The sequence below is a fragment of the Paenibacillus alginolyticus DSM 5050 = NBRC 15375 genome, from assembly GCF_000422905.1.
Taxonomy (GTDB): domain Bacteria; phylum Bacillota; class Bacilli; order Paenibacillales; family NBRC-103111; genus Paenibacillus_E; species Paenibacillus_E alginolyticus.
The window spans coordinates 212,234-234,662 of record NZ_AUGY01000001.1 but is presented as its reverse complement, the minus strand read 5'-3'; the positions used below and the strand labels follow the sequence as shown (position 1 = coordinate 234,662).

28 protein-coding genes and 1 pseudogene are annotated in these 22,429 nt (G+C 41.6%); 4 read left to right on the top strand and 25 right to left on the bottom strand.

Annotated elements, in window-relative coordinates:
- Positions 1-17: 17 nt before the first annotated feature.
- The 12 genes from G519_RS0101260 to G519_RS0101205 form a co-directional block, all read right to left on the bottom strand.
- Positions 18-341 (bottom strand): metal-sensitive transcriptional regulator, encoded by a 324-nt coding sequence (locus G519_RS0101260; RefSeq protein ID WP_279626864.1) that lies wholly within the window; start codon positions 339-341, stop codon positions 18-20.
- A gap of 229 nt (positions 342-570) precedes the next feature.
- Entirely contained in the window at positions 571-1,254 is a 684-nt protein-coding gene (locus G519_RS0101255) for a haloacid dehalogenase type II (RefSeq protein ID WP_029193130.1), read from the bottom strand.
- A gap of 94 nt (positions 1,255-1,348) precedes the next feature.
- Positions 1,349-1,702 carry a DsrE family protein gene (locus G519_RS0101250; RefSeq protein WP_029193129.1) on the bottom strand — a complete coding sequence of 118 codons (354 nt, stop codon included), beginning with the start codon at positions 1,700-1,702 and terminating at the stop codon, positions 1,349-1,351.
- Positions 1,703-1,725: 23 nt separating this feature from the next.
- The gene (gene trxA, locus G519_RS0101245) at positions 1,726-2,070 is read right to left on the bottom strand and encodes a thioredoxin (RefSeq protein WP_268633780.1); all 345 of its coding nucleotides are present in this window, start codon (positions 2,068-2,070) and stop codon (positions 1,726-1,728) included.
- A 68-nt stretch (positions 2,071-2,138) separates the two neighbouring features.
- Positions 2,139-3,779 (bottom strand): mercury(II) reductase, encoded by a 1,641-nt coding sequence (gene merA / locus G519_RS0101240; RefSeq protein WP_029193127.1) that lies wholly within the window; start codon positions 3,777-3,779, stop codon positions 2,139-2,141.
- Positions 3,780-3,819: 40 nt separating this feature from the next.
- Complete coding sequence (locus tag G519_RS47135) at positions 3,820-4,152, bottom strand: heavy-metal-associated domain-containing protein (protein WP_029193126.1); 333 nt, start codon at positions 4,150-4,152, stop codon at positions 3,820-3,822.
- Positions 4,153-4,165: 13 nt separating this feature from the next.
- Entirely contained in the window at positions 4,166-4,468 is a 303-nt protein-coding gene (gene merT / locus G519_RS49805) for a mercuric transport protein MerT (RefSeq protein ID WP_036631741.1), read from the bottom strand.
- 9 nt (positions 4,469-4,477) lie between these two features.
- Positions 4,478-4,726 (bottom strand): hypothetical protein, encoded by a 249-nt coding sequence (locus tag G519_RS41260; protein WP_036631739.1) that lies wholly within the window; start codon positions 4,724-4,726, stop codon positions 4,478-4,480.
- Positions 4,727-4,760: 34 nt separating this feature from the next.
- The gene (gene merR / locus G519_RS0101220; protein WP_029193125.1) at positions 4,761-5,156 is read right to left on the bottom strand and encodes an Hg(II)-responsive transcriptional regulator; all 396 of its coding nucleotides are present in this window, start codon (positions 5,154-5,156) and stop codon (positions 4,761-4,763) included.
- Between the two features lie 57 nt (positions 5,157-5,213).
- Positions 5,214-5,498 carry a VTT domain-containing protein gene (locus G519_RS41255; protein WP_029193124.1) on the bottom strand — a complete coding sequence of 95 codons (285 nt, stop codon included), beginning with the start codon at positions 5,496-5,498 and terminating at the stop codon, positions 5,214-5,216.
- Positions 5,499-5,630: 132 nt separating this feature from the next.
- The gene (locus G519_RS0101210; protein WP_029193123.1) at positions 5,631-6,311 is read right to left on the bottom strand and encodes a Crp/Fnr family transcriptional regulator; all 681 of its coding nucleotides are present in this window, start codon (positions 6,309-6,311) and stop codon (positions 5,631-5,633) included.
- Positions 6,280-6,540, bottom strand: a complete 261-nt coding sequence (locus G519_RS0101205; RefSeq protein WP_029193122.1) for a glutaredoxin domain-containing protein — start codon at positions 6,538-6,540, stop codon at positions 6,280-6,282. The genes G519_RS0101210 and G519_RS0101205 overlap by 32 nt, the downstream gene beginning before the upstream one ends.
- A 183-nt stretch (positions 6,541-6,723) precedes the next feature.
- On the opposite strand from G519_RS0101205, the gene G519_RS0101200 reads away from it, so the two are divergent.
- The 3 genes from G519_RS0101200 to G519_RS0101190 all read left to right on the top strand — a co-directional run bounded on the left by G519_RS0101200 (position 6,724) and on the right by G519_RS0101190 (position 9,351).
- Positions 6,724-7,941 carry an IS256 family transposase gene (locus G519_RS0101200; RefSeq protein WP_029193121.1) on the top strand — a complete coding sequence of 406 codons (1,218 nt, stop codon included), beginning with the start codon at positions 6,724-6,726 and terminating at the stop codon, positions 7,939-7,941.
- A 259-nt stretch (positions 7,942-8,200) separates the two neighbouring features.
- A complete protein-coding gene (locus G519_RS41250; RefSeq protein ID WP_051252983.1) occupies positions 8,201-8,536 on the top strand; it encodes a transposase in 336 nt (111 codons plus the stop codon).
- Positions 8,482-9,351, top strand: a complete 870-nt coding sequence (locus tag G519_RS0101190; RefSeq protein ID WP_084159957.1) for an IS3 family transposase — start codon at positions 8,482-8,484, stop codon at positions 9,349-9,351. Before G519_RS41250 ends, G519_RS0101190 begins: the two co-directional genes overlap by 55 nt.
- Positions 9,352-9,739: 388 nt before the next feature.
- Here G519_RS0101190 and G519_RS0101185 read toward each other — a convergent pair whose 3' ends face one another.
- The 10 genes and pseudogenes from G519_RS0101185 to G519_RS0101140 form a co-directional block, all read right to left on the bottom strand.
- On the bottom strand, positions 9,740-12,895 hold the full coding sequence (locus G519_RS0101185) for an SIR2 family protein (protein ID WP_029193119.1): 3,156 nt from the start codon (positions 12,893-12,895) through the stop codon (positions 9,740-9,742).
- A gap of 405 nt (positions 12,896-13,300) precedes the next feature.
- Complete coding sequence (locus G519_RS0101175; protein WP_029193118.1) at positions 13,301-13,924, bottom strand: hypothetical protein; 624 nt, start codon at positions 13,922-13,924, stop codon at positions 13,301-13,303.
- Between the two features lie 99 nt (positions 13,925-14,023).
- A pseudogene (locus tag G519_RS48615) lies at positions 14,024-14,182 on the bottom strand (DUF255 domain-containing protein); the annotation flags it as partial.
- Between the two features lie 185 nt (positions 14,183-14,367).
- Positions 14,368-14,700: a hypothetical protein gene (locus G519_RS0101165; RefSeq protein WP_029193117.1), complete on the bottom strand. Its 333-nt coding sequence runs from the start codon at positions 14,698-14,700 to the stop codon at positions 14,368-14,370.
- A gap of 133 nt (positions 14,701-14,833) precedes the next feature.
- On the bottom strand, positions 14,834-15,811 hold the full coding sequence (locus G519_RS0101160; protein ID WP_029193116.1) for an alpha/beta hydrolase: 978 nt from the start codon (positions 15,809-15,811) through the stop codon (positions 14,834-14,836).
- On the bottom strand, positions 15,808-16,437 hold the full coding sequence (locus tag G519_RS0101155; RefSeq protein ID WP_036631735.1) for a TetR/AcrR family transcriptional regulator: 630 nt from the start codon (positions 16,435-16,437) through the stop codon (positions 15,808-15,810). The genes G519_RS0101160 and G519_RS0101155 overlap by 4 nt, the downstream gene beginning before the upstream one ends.
- A 325-nt stretch (positions 16,438-16,762) precedes the next feature.
- A complete protein-coding gene (locus G519_RS49800) occupies positions 16,763-16,987 on the bottom strand; it encodes a DUF255 domain-containing protein (protein ID WP_127528002.1) in 225 nt (74 codons plus the stop codon).
- A 3-nt stretch (positions 16,988-16,990) separates the two neighbouring features.
- Entirely contained in the window at positions 16,991-17,635 is a 645-nt protein-coding gene (locus tag G519_RS0101150) for a formylglycine-generating enzyme family protein (protein WP_174806662.1), read from the bottom strand.
- A gap of 62 nt (positions 17,636-17,697) precedes the next feature.
- Positions 17,698-18,063, bottom strand: a complete 366-nt coding sequence (locus tag G519_RS0101145; protein WP_029193113.1) for a DUF4180 domain-containing protein — start codon at positions 18,061-18,063, stop codon at positions 17,698-17,700.
- A 19-nt stretch (positions 18,064-18,082) separates the two neighbouring features.
- Positions 18,083-18,736, bottom strand: a complete 654-nt coding sequence (locus tag G519_RS0101140; RefSeq protein WP_029193112.1) for a TetR/AcrR family transcriptional regulator — start codon at positions 18,734-18,736, stop codon at positions 18,083-18,085.
- Positions 18,737-18,921: 185 nt separating this feature from the next.
- On the opposite strand from G519_RS0101140, the gene G519_RS0101135 reads away from it, so the two are divergent.
- Positions 18,922-19,809, top strand: a complete 888-nt coding sequence (locus G519_RS0101135) for a fructose bisphosphate aldolase (RefSeq protein ID WP_029193111.1) — start codon at positions 18,922-18,924, stop codon at positions 19,807-19,809.
- Positions 19,810-19,943: 134 nt separating this feature from the next.
- Here G519_RS0101135 and G519_RS0101130 read toward each other — a convergent pair whose 3' ends face one another.
- The 3 genes from G519_RS0101130 to G519_RS0101120 all read right to left on the bottom strand — a co-directional run bounded on the left by G519_RS0101130 (position 19,944) and on the right by G519_RS0101120 (position 22,424).
- Positions 19,944-20,303 (bottom strand): GIY-YIG nuclease family protein, encoded by a 360-nt coding sequence (locus tag G519_RS0101130; protein WP_029193110.1) that lies wholly within the window; start codon positions 20,301-20,303, stop codon positions 19,944-19,946.
- 40 nt (positions 20,304-20,343) lie between these two features.
- On the bottom strand, positions 20,344-21,303 hold the full coding sequence (locus tag G519_RS0101125) for a vWA domain-containing protein (protein ID WP_051252982.1): 960 nt from the start codon (positions 21,301-21,303) through the stop codon (positions 20,344-20,346).
- Between the two features lie 134 nt (positions 21,304-21,437).
- Entirely contained in the window at positions 21,438-22,424 is a 987-nt protein-coding gene (locus tag G519_RS0101120; RefSeq protein ID WP_029193108.1) for an AAA family ATPase, read from the bottom strand.
- Positions 22,425-22,429 lie beyond the last annotated feature (5 nt).

Below are 22,429 nucleotides of genomic sequence, written 5' to 3'. Positions count from 1 at the left end.
TCCCTCCAATAGTTGTATTATTTCATTAATTTATTAACCGTAATCAAAAGTTCGTCAATGACTTCGCTTTCCCCAGCCTGGATGCGTTCGACAACGCAGCTCTTCATATGACCTTCCAGAAGCAGCTTTCCTACGCTGTTCAAGGCCGACTGAATCGCAGCAATCTGGTTCAGGACGTCATCACAATAAGTATCCCGCTCGATCATGCCTTTTACACCGCGAATTTGGCCTTCAATCCGGTTGAGCCGGGAGATTAGATTGCCCTTCATTTTATCCGAATGATGGCTCTTTCTTTCACTGTCCGCAGAACAGCAGGCATCGTCGGTTTCGTTCGTTACCACTTCCTCTTGTTTCGCCACAACTTATCACCTCACAAACACAATATACAATACCCCTATGGGGTATGTCAAGAAGCGTCGCCACCCTGCGATTTATGGCGGTTGTGGACAAGAAGGAAATCGGCAGAGAGACTGTGATGAACAATGTTGAGCGTACATTCCAGAAAAAGAACAATGGGTTTTCTTTACCCTTTTGGAATTTGTTAATCAATGATTCTAATGCACAGGGTGATTACGTTTTAATCACGCCTGACAATTCGCGAAGGTCAGAAATGCTCGCATCGGGCTGTACACCCAAATGGTCAAACACACCATGTTTTCGATTCACCCAAACCGTGCGGAAACCAGATGTCGAAGCCCCAGTGATATCCCAAGTGTTGGATGAAAGAAACAAAACTTCTTCCCGTCTGCAACGTAAACGATCCAAACCATACGTATACGCTTGAGGCGAAGGCTTATATTGTTTTACATCATCTACACTAATCACATCATCCAACAAGCGGTTATAGCCGGTGTGCTCAATTAAAGGGTACAGCATAGAGGGTGATCCATTCGACAAAACGGCGAGTTTGTAACTATTTCGGGCCAACTGTTCCAAAACCTGCGCAACTTCTTCGTATGGTGAAAGTGATAAGTACGCCAGCAGTAGCTCGCGTTCTTTTTCTGCTGACAAATTGACCCCTAATTGTTCGCAGGTGTACCGAAGGCTGTCTCGCGTCATTTCATCAAATGGACGGTAACTACCGATCATTTGCCGGATAAAAGAATACTCCAGTTGCTTTTCTCTCCATCGAGAGCTAATTTCCCGACCGTGGCCAGGAAACAATTCATCGCATTTTTGGAAGACGGAATGTACATCGAACAGCGTGCCATATACGTCAAAAACGATTACCCGGATCCCCACTAATCCCATCATGAATCCCCCTCTAATTGATGAATATTACATCTGAATAAGCAAAGACCGCAAGCCTCGGAATTTCACCTCAGGTTTTACGGTCTTTGAGACTTATTTAGAGTGTGATAATTTGAAAATCGTCAGCAATTAACTCAGCAATGCTAGGATGTCCGCCTCGTTCTCCCATTGTGGCCAAGCCGGACGCTTGCACGTCCTCACTGACACCAAAAGCACCGGCACAATATTCGCATACCCCTGCGATCACACCGAGGTTCTTCACCGCTTTGTAAACCGGATTATACTTGTTTGCTGGATCTTCAAAATTTTTAACCCATACGGTACCGGCCCCATCAAAGATGACTTTTACTTCATTGCCGGCTTCATGCAGCTCCTGCGCATATAAGAGCGAGTGTAATGCTCGTGCTAGTTCGGATTCTGAGGCGTGTACGATAATCGCGATTTTTTTCATTGATCTTCTTCCCCCTAAGTTGTTTATTGTTGTTCCAGTTTTTTCTTCAGGACTTCTTTACTCTGAAGACCGACCATTTTATCTACCATTTTCCCGTCTTTGAACACAAGCAGTGTCGGAATGCTCATCACACCGTATTCGGAAGCGAGCTCCGGCTCGTTATCGATATTCACCTTTGCAACGGTTGCCTTTTGATTCACTTCCTCAGACAATTCGTCGACGATCGGCAGTTGGATCTTGCACGGACCGCACCAAGGCGCCCAAAAATCGACCAGCGTCACTCCCTGTTCAACTTGCTTATGAAACGTATCTTTCGTTAATGAAACAGCTGCCATGATGCTCAACTCCTCAATGTGAGATGAATCCATTTTACCGCGGTACACAATTTCCTTCTGTAATGTATCTTACAAAAGGTAAAATGGCCTTTCAGCGAACATCATCCGGCGCAGCAAGATAACTTCGCAACATCCTTATCAAATGTAAGAGCCGCCAGTTTTAATCCTTCTGCCATGGTTAAGTAAGGCGCAAAGCTTTCACGTAAATCCTCAACGGTTAAACCGAATTTCAGTTCTAATGTCGCGGCGTAGATAACTTCGCCAGCATTTTCAGCGACAATATGGGCACCTAATACTTTTAACGATTTTGCATCAGCGACTAGCTTAAAAACACCGGTTATTTGACGATTCACAAGCGCTCTTGGAACGGCATCCAAAGGTAGGACGGACGTCTTTACTTCATAACCCCTTGCCTTTGCTTGTGCTTCTGTTAATCCAACAGAGGCTACCGACGGGGAAGTAAACGTAACGCCTGGAACGGATTCCAGGTTAACCTTACGTTCTAAACCGCCGACAGCATTATCTGCCGCGATCCCTCCTTCATAAGCGGCAACATACACAAATTGCGGACCCATCGTGACATCACCAGCCGCATAAATGTTAGGGTTTGTGGTTCTCAAGTATTCATCCACGATAATTTCCCCACGCGCACCTGTGTTTATCCCGGCCACACTAAGATGGAGTGCTTCCGTATTTGGTTTTCGTCCGGTAGCGATAAGAAGTTGCTCGGCCTCCACTACTTTGCTTTCGCCATTTACCGAAAGATGAACCTGTTTCAGGTCGCCCCTCGCTTCTACGCGTTCATAGGTTAAACCGGTAATCACCTGAATGCCCTGTTCCGTTAAAGCTTGGGTCACTGACTCGGATATTTCCGGATCATACGCTTTAAAGAGCCGAGGACTTCTTTGCATTAACGTGACTTCTGACCCTAATTGGTGAAACAGTTGCCCTAATTCCATAGCGATATACCCCGAACCAATGACCGCAAGGGTTTTCGGTAATTGCTTCAGCTCCAGCAATGATGTACTTGTCAGATAATCCACCTCATGTAAACCCGGAATGTCCGGAATAGAAGGTGAAGCGCCTGTGGCGATTAAAAATCGTTTGGCAGTAAATTGTTGGCCATTAACCTCAATCGTTTTTTCATCGATAAATTTGGCTTCGCCGCGAATCAATTCAAATCCATATTCACCAATTAAATCGACATATTTGTGCTGGCGAAGTTCGCCAACAAGTTCATCTTTTTGCGCAACCAATTGAGCCAAATCGACTTGACCCGCCGAAGTATTTAGCCCCAAAAAAGGGTTGCTTTTTGCGAGATGATTCATTTCACCGGCACGAAGCAGGGTCTTGGATGGCACGCAGCCAATGTTCACGCAGGTGCCGCCTACGGTACCGCGTTCAATCATCGCGACTTTTGCGCCATGTTCGACCGCCTTAATCGCGGCGGAAAAAGCGGCCCCACCGGAACCAATGATCAATAAATCATAATTGTCCCCACCGCCGAGAACCGGTTTTTCAGGAAACTCGATGACTTCCGCATCTCCCGATTGATATTTCGCCTCGTTGATGGCTTGCTTTGCAGTCTCAATATTTATGTCATCTGGTAATTCAAGTGTGGCTTCTCCCTGCCGAAAACTGGCCTCAATATTTCTAGCTCCGATACCTTCAAGTGCCGTTGTTACGTGTTCTTCGCAGCCCGTACAAGTCATACCTTGAACCTGGATTTTGTACTTTTTCATGAAAAACAAACACCTACCCCTTATCGTTAGTTTTCATAACTTATTGAATGCCATACCCTAAATCAAGTACGGTTTTTTGAATCGTTTTTAGATCCGTTTTACTTTTGTCAAATTCAACTCGCGCCGTTCCAGTACTGCTGTCACTTTTAACATGTACATTTTGGACGCCATCTACACGTTTTATGGCACTTTCTACAACAAAATCACAGCTCGCACAGGTCAATCCTGTGACTTCAAACGATGCCTTTTCAATGTTTTCTGTTTTCACGGTAGTAAGGGTGCTTGTCCTTTCGTTTGAGCTTCCACAAGCGGAAACAATAACCGCAAAGGTTAACATCCATACAATGAATAATGTCATTTTGCCTATTTTCATAAGATTCACCCTCCTAGACATATCCTTTAGCCAACAGGGTGTAAGTGAACATAACCAGCACCACAATGGTTGAAACCCATAAGGTGATGATCGAACTTTTCTTTTTACATTGCCGTCCATACACATAATAAAAAGAGATCCCCAAAAGAGCGACAGTAATAATCATTAGCACTGTTTGGTACTTTGTAGCGAAAATCGCGAGTGTTCCAGCAAACCCTGTTAATCCAACGGGGATCAAAATTAAGGGACCCAAGCAACAACCTGACATCACAAAAGCGCTAAAAACAGTGGCCAAACTCGACATTTTTTCTCTCATGAATGTACCTCATTTTTGCTTGGGAATACTGCAACAATTGATAGCAGCACTAGCTGCATTGGTTTTTTCTTGTTTCCCTATTCGTTTAAACATCATGTACATAGAAAAGGCAAAGAAGATTCCAAAAATAATCCCAACGGTGGCTTGATGAACTGTCATATAAGCCCCAAATGTTGTGCCAGCAAGCAAAGGAATAATCAATACAAGATGACACGGACAAGTAAACAATGCTAAAATACCCCATCCTAACTTTTTCATGCTTCACAGCCCCTCTTTCTGCTTGAACATAGCCTTAATGAATTAATGTTTCGATAATTGGGCAGTCATGAATCGCTTTTTCGTCAGGACAACACCCTTTTAAATTAGATAACATCATTTCGATTCGTTGAAGATCTTTGATTTTTTGCTGAACGTCCTGCAGCTTTTCAACAACAAAGTCATACATATCTGCGCATCTAACATCGTCTTTATCCACAACGCCAAGCAATTTATCAATTTCGGAGAGTGTGAAACCAAGTTCCTGCATGCGCTTAATAAACATTAATCTGTCCTTCGTATCTTCGGGATAAAGTCGATAACCCGCATCACTTCTTAAAGGCTCTGGTATCAAACCTTTTCGCTCATAATATCGCAATGTTTCTTTATTAACGTTACATAGTTTGGAAATGTCTCCAGAACGATATTTCATTTCATCACCTCATTTACAAGTATAAACCCTGTACCTAGGTACAGGGTCAAGTATAATTTATTTGACTAAGTCGATGCCCTTCTGCTGCAGTTGCTTTTCAAGCTTGCCCCATTTCTCCTTCCACCTTATCCGAACAAATTTTTTGCCGAGAAGTCGGGCTAACCAAAAAGATAACACCGCGCCCATCGTCGCGCCAAAAATCGTATAGACCGTTCCCCAGACTGGACCAAATGCCAATCCGCCGCTAATGAAAGAATTGACGCGGGAAACAAAATCAAAGGCCGCACCGTGTAAATGAGGATGAACAGTACGGGTGCAGCCCAGCCGAATGATAACATCCAAGCCCTTATGCCTTCAGGACTCAGATTTAAAACCTTATGATTAGACCACAATAGACCTCCCATTACGATGATGAGCAATATTGATTTGATTAGCCATGATCGTTGTTTCATCCCGACCTCCCGTTATCGCCGACTATAACTCCAATAATTCATTTGCTTTGTTCAAGTCGATATAGATCGTCATTCGGCCGGTTTTAATCACCTCTTGATTCACAAGTTCATGCAAGGCTACGGTTACGGTTTCACGTGTTGAACCAATCATGTTCCCGATTTCCTGATGAGTTAGTGACATATCGATCTTGTGGTAATGACCTTCTGGGACACCAAACTTTTGGCCGAGTTTAACAAGCAGATGAAGTGCTTTTTTACGTACATCGCCGAGTGCCATTTGTTCCAATTGGGCATCGCGTTCTTTCAATAGAGCACTTAATTCCTTCATCATTTTGACTGCCAAATACGGACGGTCGATTAGAAACTGTTCAAAACTCTCTTTTCCAAGCGAGCAAAGTATCGTATCCTCAATCGTTTCAATATAAGTATCTCGTGTGCCTAGCGAGAAAGAATCCATTTCCCCGAACACATTCCCAGCCCCCAAAATACTGACGATAAACTGCTTGCCGTCCGAATTGATCTTGTATAATTTCAGTTTGCCTTCCTTTAAAAAATACAACCCTTCCCGGAACGTTTCCGGTGTTTGAATGAGATTCCCTTTTTTTAATTGGTTCATCGGCGCCATTCGTTCGATCTCCATCAGATCCTCCATCGGTAGCGCGTCTAACATACTAATTTGGCTTAGATACCACAACTTGTCCATATATGTCCTCCAGTGCTTTGTCGATTTTTAAACGGTTAAACGAATGAAACACCTGATGCCCGATTACGATCAACGGAGTGGCAATTCCCCCGAGGCGCAACATTTCCTCAAACCGTTCTTTATCATAGGTGACATCGATTTTATCGATATCTATCTGCTTTTGCTCGAAATATTTCATCACAATCTTACATTCACCGCAATTTTCTCTCCAGTAGACCTTAACGCCCATATTCATTCATCCTTTGGCTTGATCTTCATTCCGGCCACAATACCAAACCATTAATCTGCCATCGATACCGGATATCTGAACACTTTCTTTTGTTATATCACGACGACAACTTCTTCATCTGTGAGAGCGTAAATAATTCTGTGTAAATGGTAATACTTCCAAGTAAAAGTCAGATGACCATTTATGAACGAAGCCTATGAAAAGGTAGTGAAGGAATTAGCGAAGGATTGTCGGTCTGTGGAAGACATCCAGACGAAACTGCGAGACTTATTTAAGGATACGATCCAACAAGTCTTTGAAGCAGAAATCGATGATCATCTCGGGTATAAGAAGCACAGTAACACGGGAGATGGAATGGGAAACAGTCGCAATGGTTACTCGAAGAAAACGGTCAAAACAAAATTCGGGCCAACAGAACTCGATGTTCCTCGTGATCCCAAGGGTGAATTCGAGCCGCAGATTATTAAGAAATATGAGACGACCTCCAACAGTATTGAAGATCAGATTGTTGCCCTGTATGCCAAGGGCATGACAACACGGGATATTGAAAGTCACATGAACGATTTATACGGGATTGAAGTTTCCCCCACCCTGGTCAGTAAAGTCACGGATAAGATTATGCCGCTTGTCAGCGAATGGCAGAGCCGTACCCTGGATTCTGTCTACCCGATTGTGTTTTTGGACGCCATTCATTTTAAAGTGCGTCAGGACAGTCGGATCATCAGTAAAGCGGCATACAGTGTACTAGGCATTAACCTGAGTGGGCATAAGGATATATTAGGGATATGGATTGGTGAGAATGAGAGCGCAAGTTTCTGGCTGAACGTATGTACAGAGCTCAAAAACCGAGGCGTTTCGGATATCCTGATCGCCTGCAAGGATGGATTGTCCGGTTTCTCTGAGGCGGCGGCCAGCGTATTTCCGAAAACACAGATCCAATCTTGTGTGATCCACCAGATTCGAAATACGCTCAAGTATGTAGCGAAGAAGGATCAGGCAGCGATCATGGCCGACTTAAAGCCCGTGTATCAAGCGTTAACCTTAGAAGAAGCGGAGTTGGCTTTCCTGATCTTCAAAGAAAATTGGGAGAAAAAGTACCCGATTGTTATCCGCTCCTGGCAGAACAACTGGGACGAACTCACCTCCTATTTTCGTTATCCCGCGGAGATTCGCAAGATCGTGTACACAACCAACACCATTGAAGGGTATCATCGACAGCTGCGTAAAGTCACCAAGACCAAAACGGCTTATCCAACGGATGATGCACTCCGAAAAATCATCTATTTAGCAACCGTTGAGGTGATGAAAAAGTGGGGTCACTCCGTGCTAAATTGGAACCTGTGCCTTACCCAATTAGCCATTCTGTTCCCCGAACGTGTTCCGCTGGATTTGCCTCTCTAACCGTAAGGTTGAGCCGGCTTGACATGGAGCCTCTACGGGCATGATTCCTTGCGATAAGCGATGCCTCGTTAACTCGCATCGCCAGGCCATTTAGCTTATCATGCCCGCCCCTCCATATAAAGCCTTTGACGTTTGCTTTAGGAAAAACCATTTACACAAAAGTTTGTACACTCCCAACTTTTTATTAAATGGACCTCCCACAAATCTCTTTACACAAGGTTAAGACCAAGTCATACTCTTGTGCAAAGGGGTTGTTTCTTTGAAGCGAAGAAAGTACGACAAGGCTTTTAAAGTGGAAGCTGTCTTACAGGTGCTCGAGGAACGAAGAAAGGTCTCCCATGTGGCAAAATCGCTGGGCATCATTCCGACGATGTTGAGTCGGTGGGTGTACGAATACGAGCAGTATGGCGACAAAGCCTTTACAGGCAATGGCGTTCCTGTGCCTAACACCGAACTGGAGATCCAGCGACTGCAAAAACGTGTGGACGAGCTGCAACTCGAAAATGAAATCCTAAAAAAGTTTCAGGAATACTCGAAGCGGTGGGAGAAGTCAAATACACCTTCATCCGGAAAAACACCAAGAAGTACTCCGTAAAACGGTTATGCGATCTGCTTAAGGTCAGCCGGCAAGCTTACTACGACTGGTTAAAACGTGGCAAAAGCAACCGCGCAATCGACAGCGAAATTCTCATCGAGGATATCCACAAGATTTATGCCGAGTTTAAAGGGCGTTACGGCAGTCCCCGCATCGCGTTGGAACTGTGCCGCCGTGGTAAGTTCACGAGTAAAAACCGAGTGGCACGGCATATGCAGCAAGTTGGGCTGGCGGCCCTGCCCTGGCGAAAAAAGAAAGTGATGTCCCGCAAGCCCTCCGCTGAAGGTATCGCTGAAAACCTGGTCAAACGGGTTTTTGATACCAAGACCAAGCACATCTTATGGGTCGGTGACATTACCTACATTCCCTTGCAGACCGGTGGTTTTCTGTATTTGGCGGTATGGATCGATGTATTCTCAAGAAAAGTCGTGGGATGGGCCATGCAAACCCGAATGACCGATCAGTTGGTGATCGACGCATTTAAGCAGGCGATACACAAGGAACATCCTCCTGTCGGTCTCATGATTCATACCGACCGTGGTTCGCAATATACCAGCAGGCGGTTTCAGGCCATTGTTAAAAGCTATGGAGCGATGATCAGCATGTCCAGACGGGGCAATCCTTATGACAATGCAGTCATGGAGTCTTTTTATAAGACATTAAAACGCGAACTCATGCATGATACAAAGTTTGGCAACGCAGAGGAAGCGAAACGGGCTATTTTCGAATATATCGAAATGTTTTATAACACCAAACGCATGCACTCCGCTCTCGGTTATAAAACGCCTGTGGAGTACGAGCTACAGTCCAAATGAGCTTTTCGTCTTAACTATGTGTCAAGGAAATTGGGGGAAGTCCAAAACGGCAGCAGCGTTTAGGCTTTGCAAATGATTTTAGGACATACCTGGCTCGACATGACACGCAAGTATGTCCGGCTACTTCAAGATGATCTCAATGTATCACGGAGGTTCGGATGTCTCCCCATACGTTTAGGCATATGATCCAAGCTATGAAAATACTTCTGTGCTATACCACCTCCGAAAAGAATCGCATACAATATGAGCTTTACTACTGTATGAAGATAATCTCCCGGAGTGATTGTTAGGTCTATTTCGATATTGCCCAAGCATATTACGCTCTTCAATGAAAATAGTAAATCAAGTTTCCCTTATGCGGAAATTCAACTATTTGAAATATCCAATATTACATGAAGTTACGATAATCATATACAACACCATCAAATTGCGACAGTAGCCACCCGATTTTCGCGATATCATTAGAAGACTGCAAAGTACAGGGGAGCTTTGAATATAATTCAAAGCTGTTCCAATTCATTTTAGATAAACCTAATATTTCTGTAGCAATTTGTCCAATGTCCCCATTACCAAAATGCCGAGTGATCTTTAATGGAACGGGTATACTTTTTCCGCCTTGGAAATACCGGAATTTCGGATTTCTAACTGAAGGCGCTATACCATGTGTAAATAAATATGCAGTATCATTATTAATTGGGAAGCAGCACCCTCTTCTTACAGGGAAATCGTCAATATTAAAAGTAGAATTTACTTCAAAAAATCTCGCACTATCTTCATAGGAAATTTCCACCAGGTCTATATCGGTAATTCCTACATAATGTAAACTTTCTACAATACCCTTTATCTCTGGCTTTTTAAACGGAGTACGCTTGTGTATGACAACACGCTTCGGAAGTTCACTAAATGATTTATAGAATAACTCCTTTATATTAAGTCCGAGTTGATAAGCTTCATTTTCCGACAAATAAGGATTCTTCTTTTTATCAAAAGTTACATCATTTATCTTAGAGAGTTTATATTTAAGCCCCTGTCCATCTGATGAATAAATGTGACTACAACCAATAACCATTTGCTGCTTACTATTTGAATAATGATCAATACTATATCCTATTCCTGCAAAAGCTGTATCATTTCTTAAATTAGTTAATATCCAAGGAGTTCGAAGTGTCTTTACATATATTGCAAGTGATAGAGACCACGCTATCTGACAATCTAATGCACTATCAATCGTTTTTTGCCGTATGAACTGTGTGGATATGTTTTTCTGAACAGCAAATGCTTTTACAAAATCATGTAAATCGAAGTGAGTGTTACCATCATTAAACGATGTGAAATATTCAAAATCTTGGGGTACATAGATGACAATAACATCTATATTCTGTTGGCTATTTAATTGATCAATTTTTTGGGTTATTTTCTTCCCGAACGCTAAGGCCGCTTCTTTGAAATCATGATCTGAATCCACTTTGACATCTACCCACGAAGAACTCCCTACAGCCGGGATATTTAATGTTACTCCATAAATGGAAAAAAAATTAGGATAAGTGATCAAATAATCTAGATTGTGTTTCGTTTCATGACGTTGATTTAACGAGTTTAAAAATCTATAGAACTCTTCTGAATGTTTTCCAGGACAAACAACACCTATATTAATATAAGGTTTAAACACTTCATTGTTCATAAAATAATCATATGGTTGGTTCTGCACTAACCCCCTCATTGGATGAAAGTCCCTGACCATTCTTTTCTGAAATGGATTGTAAAAAAGAAGTTGTGGGTCCGGATACTCCATACCCTTATGTAATATTTGTTTTGGATTAACGTGTTCGGGTAATTGGATAGAGTCCGATTGACTTCCACCGCTCTTAATCCCAATATAAAGATTATTGGAACTGATTGAAAAATCAAAATTACTTCCCGAACCAATTGGGTACTCTGCCTTTATCGCCTTTCCCCCAAAAATTTGCCTTTTCCAAATATCAAGGTAATTCCAATAATTCGGATTTGGTTTCTTACCGTTAATAAATATATTAAATGTCCTGGTAAATTCTTTATAGTCTTCCTTAGCAAGTTTAATGTCATCTGGAAGTATACAAGAAGGAATCATTGAGATGTATGAATATTTTTGATCAAAAAACAATGATAACTCTATTCCTTTATATGCTTCTATCCTTCTATTATTAATGAAACTACTATACTTTTGATTTCTGTCCCAAATTTTATTCTTGTAATTACATTCGAAGCCACTTTTTGAAGCCAAAATAATTGTAAGCGTTCTTAATATTAGATCTTTAAATGCTGAGTTACTCATTAAGCTATCGCGAGTTAGTGGAGTATGCACGATTTCAGTTAATAACCTTGTTCCACAAACATAAGATATATTCTCTTTAGTTCCAAATGCATAAATCATATTATTGAAAGGGACTGCGACTATGTCATGGTTAATTAGTTCTTTGCACACGTTCCACGACGTTTCTTCTTTCTCATACTTAAGTTTAAACTGAAAGCACGACTTTGGCAGGGTGAACGGCAATAAATTGCTCTTAACAATTTTGTTATAGCTCGCTATATTGCAATCAAAAGCTTTTGTATTGTGATTCCCAACTGAGGCCTTTGATTTTAATTGCTTAATCACATTAAGGTAATTAGTATCATTTTCAAAACAAGCTACTGCAACATGCAACATAGTCTTGTCAAATCCATCTGTTGGAACATAATATGCTTCTCTACCAGTACTATTTATTGATTCTATAAACATCCGTACCGATTCATTTATTTCATGACCATAACCACACCAATAAATCCTACCCGCACCTTTTTCAATATATGCTTCTTTCAAAGCTTCCATCAGGGATTTGTCTCTTCCACTGTATCCAATTACTAACAAATTTCTAGTTGCGAGTTCATTCTTCAATGCTTTTTTGAAAATATTACTCTGTGTATCTAGTTCAGTTGATGTATTTTTTAAATCCCCGTATTTATAGTCCCCGTGGAGAGAAATACAGAGTAACTCTTTTGCGTTGGAACTTCTAAAAATTCTATCTTGTGATTCTAATGTAATTTCTATTGGAGTGAGGTTATTCAAATAAGCAGCTTTAACCATCAAACCATCAAAATTTGTCGTCCAGACACTTCTAACCATTCCGCTTTCAGCGAGTAGACCTATTAGATTATAACCTAAACTTGGATTTTTCCCTTCAGAAAGTTTCTGGAAATATCTGCGCCTATCACCGGGAATTCTATAAGCAGTTTCAGCGTAATAGGAATATTCCGAATCATCATTTATTCTTGGGAAAGTTCCTTGACTATCTAACCATTTCTGTATTGCATCTCGAACACTGTCGATTTTGATATTCTTATATTGCTCAATCAGATGCGGGTTTTGCGACAAGAAAATATCTTTTTTCCATTCCCAAATGCAATCTGAAGCTGACTGCACCCCTGACTCGATTGATGCCCCAGCTCCAAGAAGCATCGAATGCTCAATGTCTTTATTCTGTTTAATCGATCGTATAAATTCATCGTATTTAAGGATATAGTTCATACTTACTCTCCCAATCACTAAACGGAAGTAATAACCTGGTTCGCATTCTATTTAGGTTAATGTTTATAGCATTACTAGATTTCGACAATCACAGTCATATTCCTTTTTTTGTATCTATCAAGTAGCAAATTGACTCAACTACTTTGTCTCGTAGAGATGTTTCCCGGAACCGGTCAAAATAATAAAACCCTCCAGATATTCTGAAGAGTTTTGTTTGTAAGTATGGTGCGGTCGAGAGGACTCGACCCTCCACGTCATTGCTGACACAGGAACCTGAATTCAGCGAGTCTGCCAATTCTGTCACGATCACCGATGCATATGCCCGCTGCCCCGACTTAATTCTCTAAATATAATTGCTAAATAAAAAGATTTGAAAGTCTTTCTATATAGTAAAGGGTCTGCCTGTCATTCATTTGGACCTGCCCTCCGTAAATTTTGTTGCTCTGATTCTCGGTAAGTATGCCTGTTCGCTGACTTCAGATTTTTCCTCATCTCGTTCAGTTTGGCACGCCATTCTGGCTTCATTTGATCAGCGAACTCATTGGATGTCCTGTCTGTAACGACTAAATAATCTGCGCTCGCTTCACGCCGCGGCGACCTTTCCTTTCTCTTCGCCTTCACTTCGAGCTTTTTCATCCTGTCTTCCTTGGCTTTCATACGACTGCACAAACCGCATCGTCTGCCGTTCAAGAAATTGTTCAGATTAATCGCTGTCCCATGCCCATTGGGGCAAGCCACTTTTATCGGCGTTTTTTCGTTGATATATATGGTATTTTGAACCCGGTATGCTTCCCTGGCAAAAATGATTTTCACTTCTTCCAAGGCGTATTTCTTACTTCTGGAACAAATACTGCACCTGCGCCCTGAATCAAAGTTGCTTAAGTTCGTTATCCATTCATGGCTGCAGGGACACAACACGATCAAATTGCTTTTTGCATTTTTGTATTTTGTAGAAAGCAGCCTATACCCTTCCTTTTCAAATCTATGCCGCACCTCATCGTAAGTGAGCTTGTACCTGATTAAAATCATATGTACCCCTTCCGGGGCCTAGCGCAGCCTGACGTTTTCTACGTTTGTAATCGTGACACCAATGACATGTAAAACTATCACCTTTTTTAGCCGAAGCTAGGAATAACCTATAGACAGAAATACTGGCTTGCTTTCCCTTGCGGCTTTTGAGAAAGCTTCTTCTCCCCATGCATACCAGTCGACTGGGTTATATGCATGTTGGAGAAGATACGGGGATTTTTCATTTATCAAACGATTTTCTTTCATATTTTCTTTCATTTTCACAAGAAACACCCTTCCAATTGGTATTATTTGATAAATTAATTATACCCTGAATCCGTGAAAAAATGTTGAAAGCAGTCTTTTCAAGCGCCCTCGCAAAGATTTTATGGTAATGAAGGGAGCGACGGATTGCAGAACAAAAATAAATACAAATGCAATCGGACCTACCCCTATGGGAAGCCTCATCTTACCTTGAAGAAGGTTGCTCCCCTGAGAGTTAAGCCGACCTGATTTACATAGGCTTGCTCCATCAACCGGTTCAATCCTCCAATGTAAAACTGTATAAACAGCCCCCGATTAAACGTCCTCAGCAGTCCTTCAAGCTGAGCCTCTGCAACGATTTGATCTACTCCGTCCCATTGCTCTTCCATAAATGAGTTTAAATATTCCCATACCTTTGGATAATAACGCCATTGCTTGTAAAGACGCTTAATGTCAAAAAACTGAAAATCCTGAGGAATCATTACGAGCAAGGCCTTCAATTTGTCCATTCTGTTCAATGTTTGATCATTCAAATAGCCTGCTCCCGTGATTTGATTTCAACAAATGATGAAATTACGCTAAGCGAATTACTACATCATTTTGTCAAGTGACAGCAGAAAAGCCGGTTTTTCCCTACTATAAGGAACACCGGCTTTCATGTCGTTTCTACTCTTTTCCTATATACTTATCCATAAAATGATCTACTCTTTGGAAATATTCAGTGGGGTAATGATTGATGGCATCGATATGCTCGGTATTATGCGGGTACCATGCTTCTGCATATGGGTCATCTTTTAATGACTCAAAAATTGCTTCTGTATTTTTATAACTAATTTGCTGATCTCCAGTTCCATGAATCAGCATAACTGGCTTGTCTTTCATCTTCTTTACTGCATCCATAGGAGATACGGAATCAAAATCAACCTTTAAGACCCATTTACCCACCCATATCGATGTATAACTAAATGGAAACGCAGGTAAACCTGAAAAGAAAGGCAAGCCCTCTCTCAGAAATAGACCAGCATTACGAAAAGGACTATCCGCAATTACGGCTTTGATATCAGCACTTTCACTTGCGGCTAGCAAAGAAGTAGCAGCACCCATTGAAAAGCCGATAACTCCAATGTTATCACCCGTATGGTCTCTGGATTTTAGATAGCTTACAGCTCCTAGCAAATCGTATTTTTCATTGAGGCCCAGTGTAATCAAGTCACCATCGGATTTACCTTGCGAGCTGAGGTCAAATGCCAATACATTGTAGCCTTTCGGAACGAAATGCTCTACTAACTTTGGGGTCCGCCCTTTGACTAAACGATTGCTCGTATATCCATGTACGACAATAATCGTCTTATTACTTGCTTTACCAGAAAGACCACTTGCAGGAAAGAAGGAACCTCTAATCGTATTATCATTTTTCAAACTCTTGAACTCGACCTCTTCGTAGGGAGTTTTATCGATATTCAATTCGTAGCTGACATTAGTGTCTCTAGGATGGTGCAACAAGGTGTCTATTACTTTATAAGATATAAAAAATACAAGAGCCATCACAAGCAAAAGCACGATCCCTAGGCTCAATAAGATCTTCCGCCATTTTTTCAAACGAGTGTTAGATGTTAGATTTGGTTGTAATGATGTTTGACTCATTCAAATTCCTCCTGTTTTTCTTGATGTTGTATGGGTGCGAACAAATATAAGGCATGCCCCTTCAAGCTTTCCCACTCGGGGTGATGAATAATACTTTCTCCTAGAGTTAAACCTACTCCGTTTAAGAAAGAGATGTAGGCACGAGAGATCATTGCCGGAGAAAAGTTTTTGTTGAATTCTCCCATTAACTGTCCCTTGGCATAGACGCATTCGATAGTATCTGTCATTACTTTTGTACTTTCAAGGACCATCTGTGTAAGTTCAGGAAATCTTATCCGTTGTCCTAAGACATATTGAACAAGCCGCAATTCATTTGTATAGCAATAGATATGATTGAATTGTTCTTCTACCATGTTTTTAATTAATACGCCTGGCGTTCCCTCTTCTTTTAGACAAGCAAGCGATTTCACCTGAATATCAGCAAGCGGCTCAAGGACAGCGGCGTTGAATAAAGCTTCTTTGTTAGGGAAATATTGAAATATGGTTCCAGGAGACACTCCCACACTCTGCGCAATGAGAGCCGTTGTGGTATTAGAATATCCACTTTCCGCGAACAGGACAACAGCTTCTTTTAGGATACGACTTCGCCGCTTCAGTCTTTTTTCTTCATTGATTGGTCTTGCCAAATGTATTCCCACTCTCTGTAGATTTAATTATTATTAATTAAATAATCAATCATTTAATTAATAATATATCTCTAATTACTAATTATAGCAAGAGTAAATTCATCTTACTCATGAGTAGGATGAAACTTCATAAATAAAAAAAGTCAGAGCGCTGCCCAACATGCGCTCCGACTTTTTTTTATATTACTCTGTACGAGTACACGCTCTGACTTCTTTAAGTATTTCAGCAGATTTCCCAAAGGTATTAATGTATAAAGTACGCAGCAGTTTCAGCTTCATACTATAATCTGGAAATACTTAATAATTGATTCACACTAACATACCTTTAAGGGAACCAATCTACCGGATTGTACGTATGTTGCAGCAAATACGGCGACTTTTCCATGGCTAACAACAAAAAAGAAAAACCCAAGTCCGTTGAACATAAGCTTTGATTATGAGCTTGACACCCCATCTCAGCTGTTTTGATTGCCGATTTTGGCAGACCTTGGGTGGGGAACAATCTCCTGACCTCATCGCTGCCTTCGCTGCGCTCTCCTGCATTCGTCACCACTTATATAGACCTGGCAACTCGAAATCCAAGGTCATCAATGGCAAATATCGGGTGACTGCGCCGACGACAAGAAGCCCCGCAACCCCTGGCCTCTTCAGCCCAGCTGCCGCCGCGAAAAATTCGGTATGAGCCGTATACGTTCGGATCGTATAAATCCCAGCACCACTCCCAAACATTACCTAACATATCATACAGCCCCCACGCATTCGGCTCTTTTCTTCCTACTTCATGGGTCGTACCTGCTGAATTTTCATTATACCAGGCAATCTTGTCAAGCTCTCCGTATCTATATCCAGTAGTTCCTGCTTTACATGCGTACTGCCATTCCGCTTCGGAAGGGAGGCGATAGCCATCGGATTCCCAATCACAGAGGATAGTTTCACCATCATGACTTATCGAATAACATTCCTTTAAACCAGCCTTCTGAGAAAGTAGATTACAAAAAGAAATCGCATCATTCCATGACATATTCACAACCGGATTTTGATCTCCGTCATATGAAATAGATGATTTTTGTGAAATGGCATAATAAAGTTCCTTAGTGACAGGGTACCGGGCAAGAAGAAATGGTTGTATGTCAACCTTCCATTTCGATGTTGTTCGATCGTCCCTTAAATCGATTTCTCCACCAGGAATTTTTACCATCGGATAATCAACAAGACGCTGTAATTCATTTGTCACCCCATCTTCCTCCTAGTCTATCTGTGTTAAGCTCTGCTCAATTTATCAATAGCTTCTTCTTCATTTGACAAGAAAAAGATATCTTTCCCTTTGTTACACTCAAAGATGAAATCCTTCAAACTTTCACTTGAAAACTCAGAAAAATCACCAACTATGGCAACTTTCACATGATAATTTATAAATTTTTGTAATATTTCACCCGCAAGCCGTGTTTTTAAATCGAAAAAATCCTCAATTAATGCCGATCGATTTATAATTATACGATCACAGTCTGCTTCATATCGTACGGTTGCCATTAGATCTAATGCCGACTGAACATCGGTTATCAATATTTCGTTGCTTTCAACAACAGCAATTTCTATATCGTTCATTTTGATTGTAATTATTTTCATATTGTCCTCCATCCATCATTCAACCTTTAACTAATCTTCTGACATAATCCTCACAGATATATCGATTATCCTCATTATTCAGTGGAGAGATATTCGCTACTCTAAAGAAGCTCAGTCCAACCACCATCGCCAGCAGGCCGTAAGCGGCACTCTTGGGATCGTCCACCTTCATTTGTCCTGACATGTTGCCGTAATCAAAGATCCTCGCAATGCCGTGAAGATCTCCCATATAGCTCTTGGATACTACATCTTGTAAATTGCTATCCAATACAGCTTTGGAAAAAAACTGAAGAAAAAGCTTGGCTTGGTCTTCATGCGGGATAAACATCTTCTCAATCCCATCAAGTTCGGATACATTGAGCGTCTTTTGCCCATCATCGCTATATGGCGGGAGGATGTGCTTCAGCGTGACATCGATCATTTCCTTTGCTGCCATTGTTTTCTGAATTTCTGACTGGATTTTTAAACCGTAATAGGCTAAGAACGATTTGAAAGCTTCCACGATCAAGTTATCTTTATTCTTAAAATAATAAGTGACAACTCCCTTTGAACAGTCCGCATACTCAGCGACCTTATCCAGAGTCATGCCATCAATCCCGTGTCTGCTGATACAAATTAGTGTGGCATTAATTACGTCTGCTCGACGCTTTGGCTCCATTCCTACTTTAGGCATGTTTCTCCTCCTCATTCCTCTGAGTTTTTTTATACCGTACAGTCGGAATAAATAAAATATATATATTATCTCTTATTATGTCAACTCGAAAAGGACAACCTAGAATGTTTCTATGCAAATAAAAGTGCTATAATTATTATGATTCAAGATGTCATTCAGTCCACGAAAGGGAAGGAGAAATACTCATGAATACCACGCAATTCGATCGTATCCGTACGGGAAAGGGCTTTATAGCAGCCTTGGATCAAAGCGGCGGAAGTACGCCTAATGCTCTGCTGCAGTATGGCATTAAGCAAGATAGCTATTCAAATGAAGAAGAGATGTATGCATTGGTGCATGAGATGAGAACGCGTATTATTAAGAGTTTCGCGTTTGATTCCCAGTACATTTTGGGTGCGATTTTATTTGAGAACACAATGGATCGTTCCATTGACGGGCAATTTACAGCCGATTATCTTTGGGAGAAGAAAGGCATTGTGCCTTTTCTAAAAGTCGATAAAGGGCTTGCCGACCTTGAAAACGGTGTTCAGCTCATGAAGCCCTTTTCCGGTTTAAACGACCTTCTGAAGCGTGCGGCTGAGCGAAACATCTTCGGGACGAAAATGCGCTCGCTTATTAAGGAAGCCAATCTTGCCGGAATCAAACAAGTCGTTGAGCAACAGTTTGCCATCGGTAACCAAATCGCCCAGATGGGGCTGGTTCCGATTATCGAACCGGAAGTAGATATCCACAGCGCAGATAAGGAAACATCGGAGAAACTATTAAAAGATGAGATTTTCGATCAATTATCCAAACTTGGCAAAGACGTAAAAGTTATGTTAAAACTATCCATACCGACGGAAAACAATTTCTACAGCGATTTAATGAAGGATCCGCATGTTGTACGGGTTGTGGCTTTATCAGGCGGCTACACGCAAGCGGAAGCAAACGACAAGCTGGCACATAATCATGGATTGATCGCTAGTTTCTCGCGTGCCTTATCGCAGGGACTAACCGCCGAGCAAACAGACGATGATTTCAACACAATGCTGTCCAAAACCATTCGTGACATTTATGAAGCCTCCATCACATAAGGGAGTTCACTTGACCATTCAAGCGAATCCAACTAAAAAACGACTCCGAACTTTTTGAAAGCTCGGGGTCGTTGCTTATTTTTCCACACGTTCTTATTGTTCATCGAATGTCACACGACCACTTTACTGTTCATTTATGATGATGGCGCCCTATTATATCCTCTGTCTCCGTATGGCTGCAGTTTCTCCACCCACCGCTTTTCCAATTGCTTAAGTTCCCAGCGCACGTCGGTGACTCCGTCAGCTTCCTTTTCCTCTAGCACCTCATAGGTGAAAGTTTCTGCCCCTAATTCCTTCCAATCTTTTTGCAATTGGGCATTTGCGAATCTTCCCATGTCCAATTGCATTTGTATGGTCATCCATTTGTTTTTCAGATTGGGAAAGCTATCCACGTAAATTTTACCATTGGCCTTGTTTGTTATTTGTATGGCACCCATGTAGGTCTTAATCTGTTTAAATTCCTCCTGAAGCTCCCTACGCTTGTTCTTGTCCATGCTTTTTACTCCTTTCTAGTCTTATAAATAATGACAATAATCACAAATACCGAGCGATAATCTTAACCAACTTTGCAGGCAGCTCGGTTAGATTTGTAATATCCAAAAATTTCTCATTCCCATAGATTTGATTAATCACATCCTTGTCCTGGCCTATTGCCGCTGCAAGAAATGTAATTCCTTTCCGTTCATATTCGGCTATGGTCTGTTGCATATCTTTGATTGCATAATTGCCGGTATAATCGTCCATGGCTTTGGGTTGCCCATCACTGATGCTGATCAATAATTTTGTTTGCACAGGTGAACCCGCTAATCGGTCCGCCATAATTCTAAGAGCCATCCCATCACGATTATTACTTCTGGCACGAATCCCCATAAGTCTGAATCGATCATTGGCATCTGTTCGATCAAAATCGGTATAGGCATAAATCGACATTTGCTCCAGTTTGGAAGCGTCTGCTGTATCCCCATAGATGAATATGGGAATATGACAAATTTGACAAAATTCATAGACGGCAATCACTGCTCGCTTTGCAGCTTCTAATCTCCCAAAAGCTGCCATGGATGCTGACTCATCAATCCTCAGGCCGACCACAAGGGAAGGGGATTCTGTTGGAGGACGTTTCTTGGCAAAATACCTAAAATCCTGATAAGCAACACTATCCGCATGAAATTTGCTGCCATAAAATTGATTCCGCGCAAATTCAGAAGTTGTCTCATGTTCCAACAATGGTAGTGTCTTTCTGGCAATTTCGCGCACGACAGGCATGACTACCTTGCTGAGACTAAGATATTCCTGCTCAGATTCAACACTGTAATCAGGACGGTGAACAATGAGCTTAACCCTTTTATGAATAGAATCGGACACAACCTCCCTTGCGTCGCGATTCAGCTTTTTACGGAAATCTCGGTCTTTTTGTTTCGCTTCGTCTGACATTGTTTCAGGATTTGCCCTATGATATTTAGGAGTTCCCTCCTCACCCATGTCCGAGCTTTCCATATCGGTAGAATCATCCGAAACGTCAGAAGTACTTTCGTCACTATCCGCAGATTTTTTTAATGCGATCCCTTGTTCATCATCCTTCTTATCGTGGTCAAAATCAGTATCGTCGATATTTCCGGATGTTCTTATCTCTACTTCATCAAAAATTCTTTTTTTTTTAATTCAATCTCAATTTGATCTAAACTCGCTAACAAACCATTGTTTTTCAGTGATTCTTCCAATAGTTTAATCTCTTCGGAATCAGTTGTTATCTTGTAGATGACTTTATGATAAAGGGATTCTTTTGCTGAAGCACCTTCGGCAACCGCATCCGCCCAATAGAAATATGAACGCATACCCGCTACGCCTTTAATTGCATTAGCACGGGCAGTTTTGTCCAAGATAATAATGATATCTGCTAAAATATCCAATACCTTTTCATCCCTATACCCGGTTTTGGACATTGCCCGTTCTATCATGATTTCTTTGGTTGGCAGGTCCATCTTTTCCGTATGCTGAACTCTGTCACGCAATGCTTCATTTAGCGGTCTGGTCCCTGCATAACTCCGGTTTGTTGTAATGACCGCTATGAAATCCGGGTGTCGGCGTATGATTTCTGTGGGAAGGTTAATGCTCCCATCCAGCTCTAAGGCAGAGTTGAGTGCCATTAGCACCGCGGCATCCCGAATAACGGTTGGTTCTTGGATCTCTAGAAGATAACCATTTTGATAGGCTCTGACGATTTCGGAGGGGTAAAATCGATACTCAACCACCTCGTCCTTGGTATTTTGCTCCGCAGGCTCCATATTTTCTAATCGATCAGATGAAATTACCGGCAAAATAGCGCCAATAACGTCCGATTTATCCATATCGGCAAAGCAAGTCACTTTCACATAAGGCAGTCCGAATTCAGCGGACAATGCTTTGGCAAGTTGCGTTTTACCGGAACCGGCGTCACCCTCTAACAGAATATTGGCGATTTTCATTTCCCCGCGATGCCAGTTCCGCTTTATTTCTTTGCAAATACGCAGTTCTTCATCACTTACTTTATGAGATAACGGCTTTTTCCAAATAAGTCCTTTCTCTATATCCGTCAGTTGTCTTGTTGGTGACAATTTAAATTCTTCCTGATTTTTCATACCTT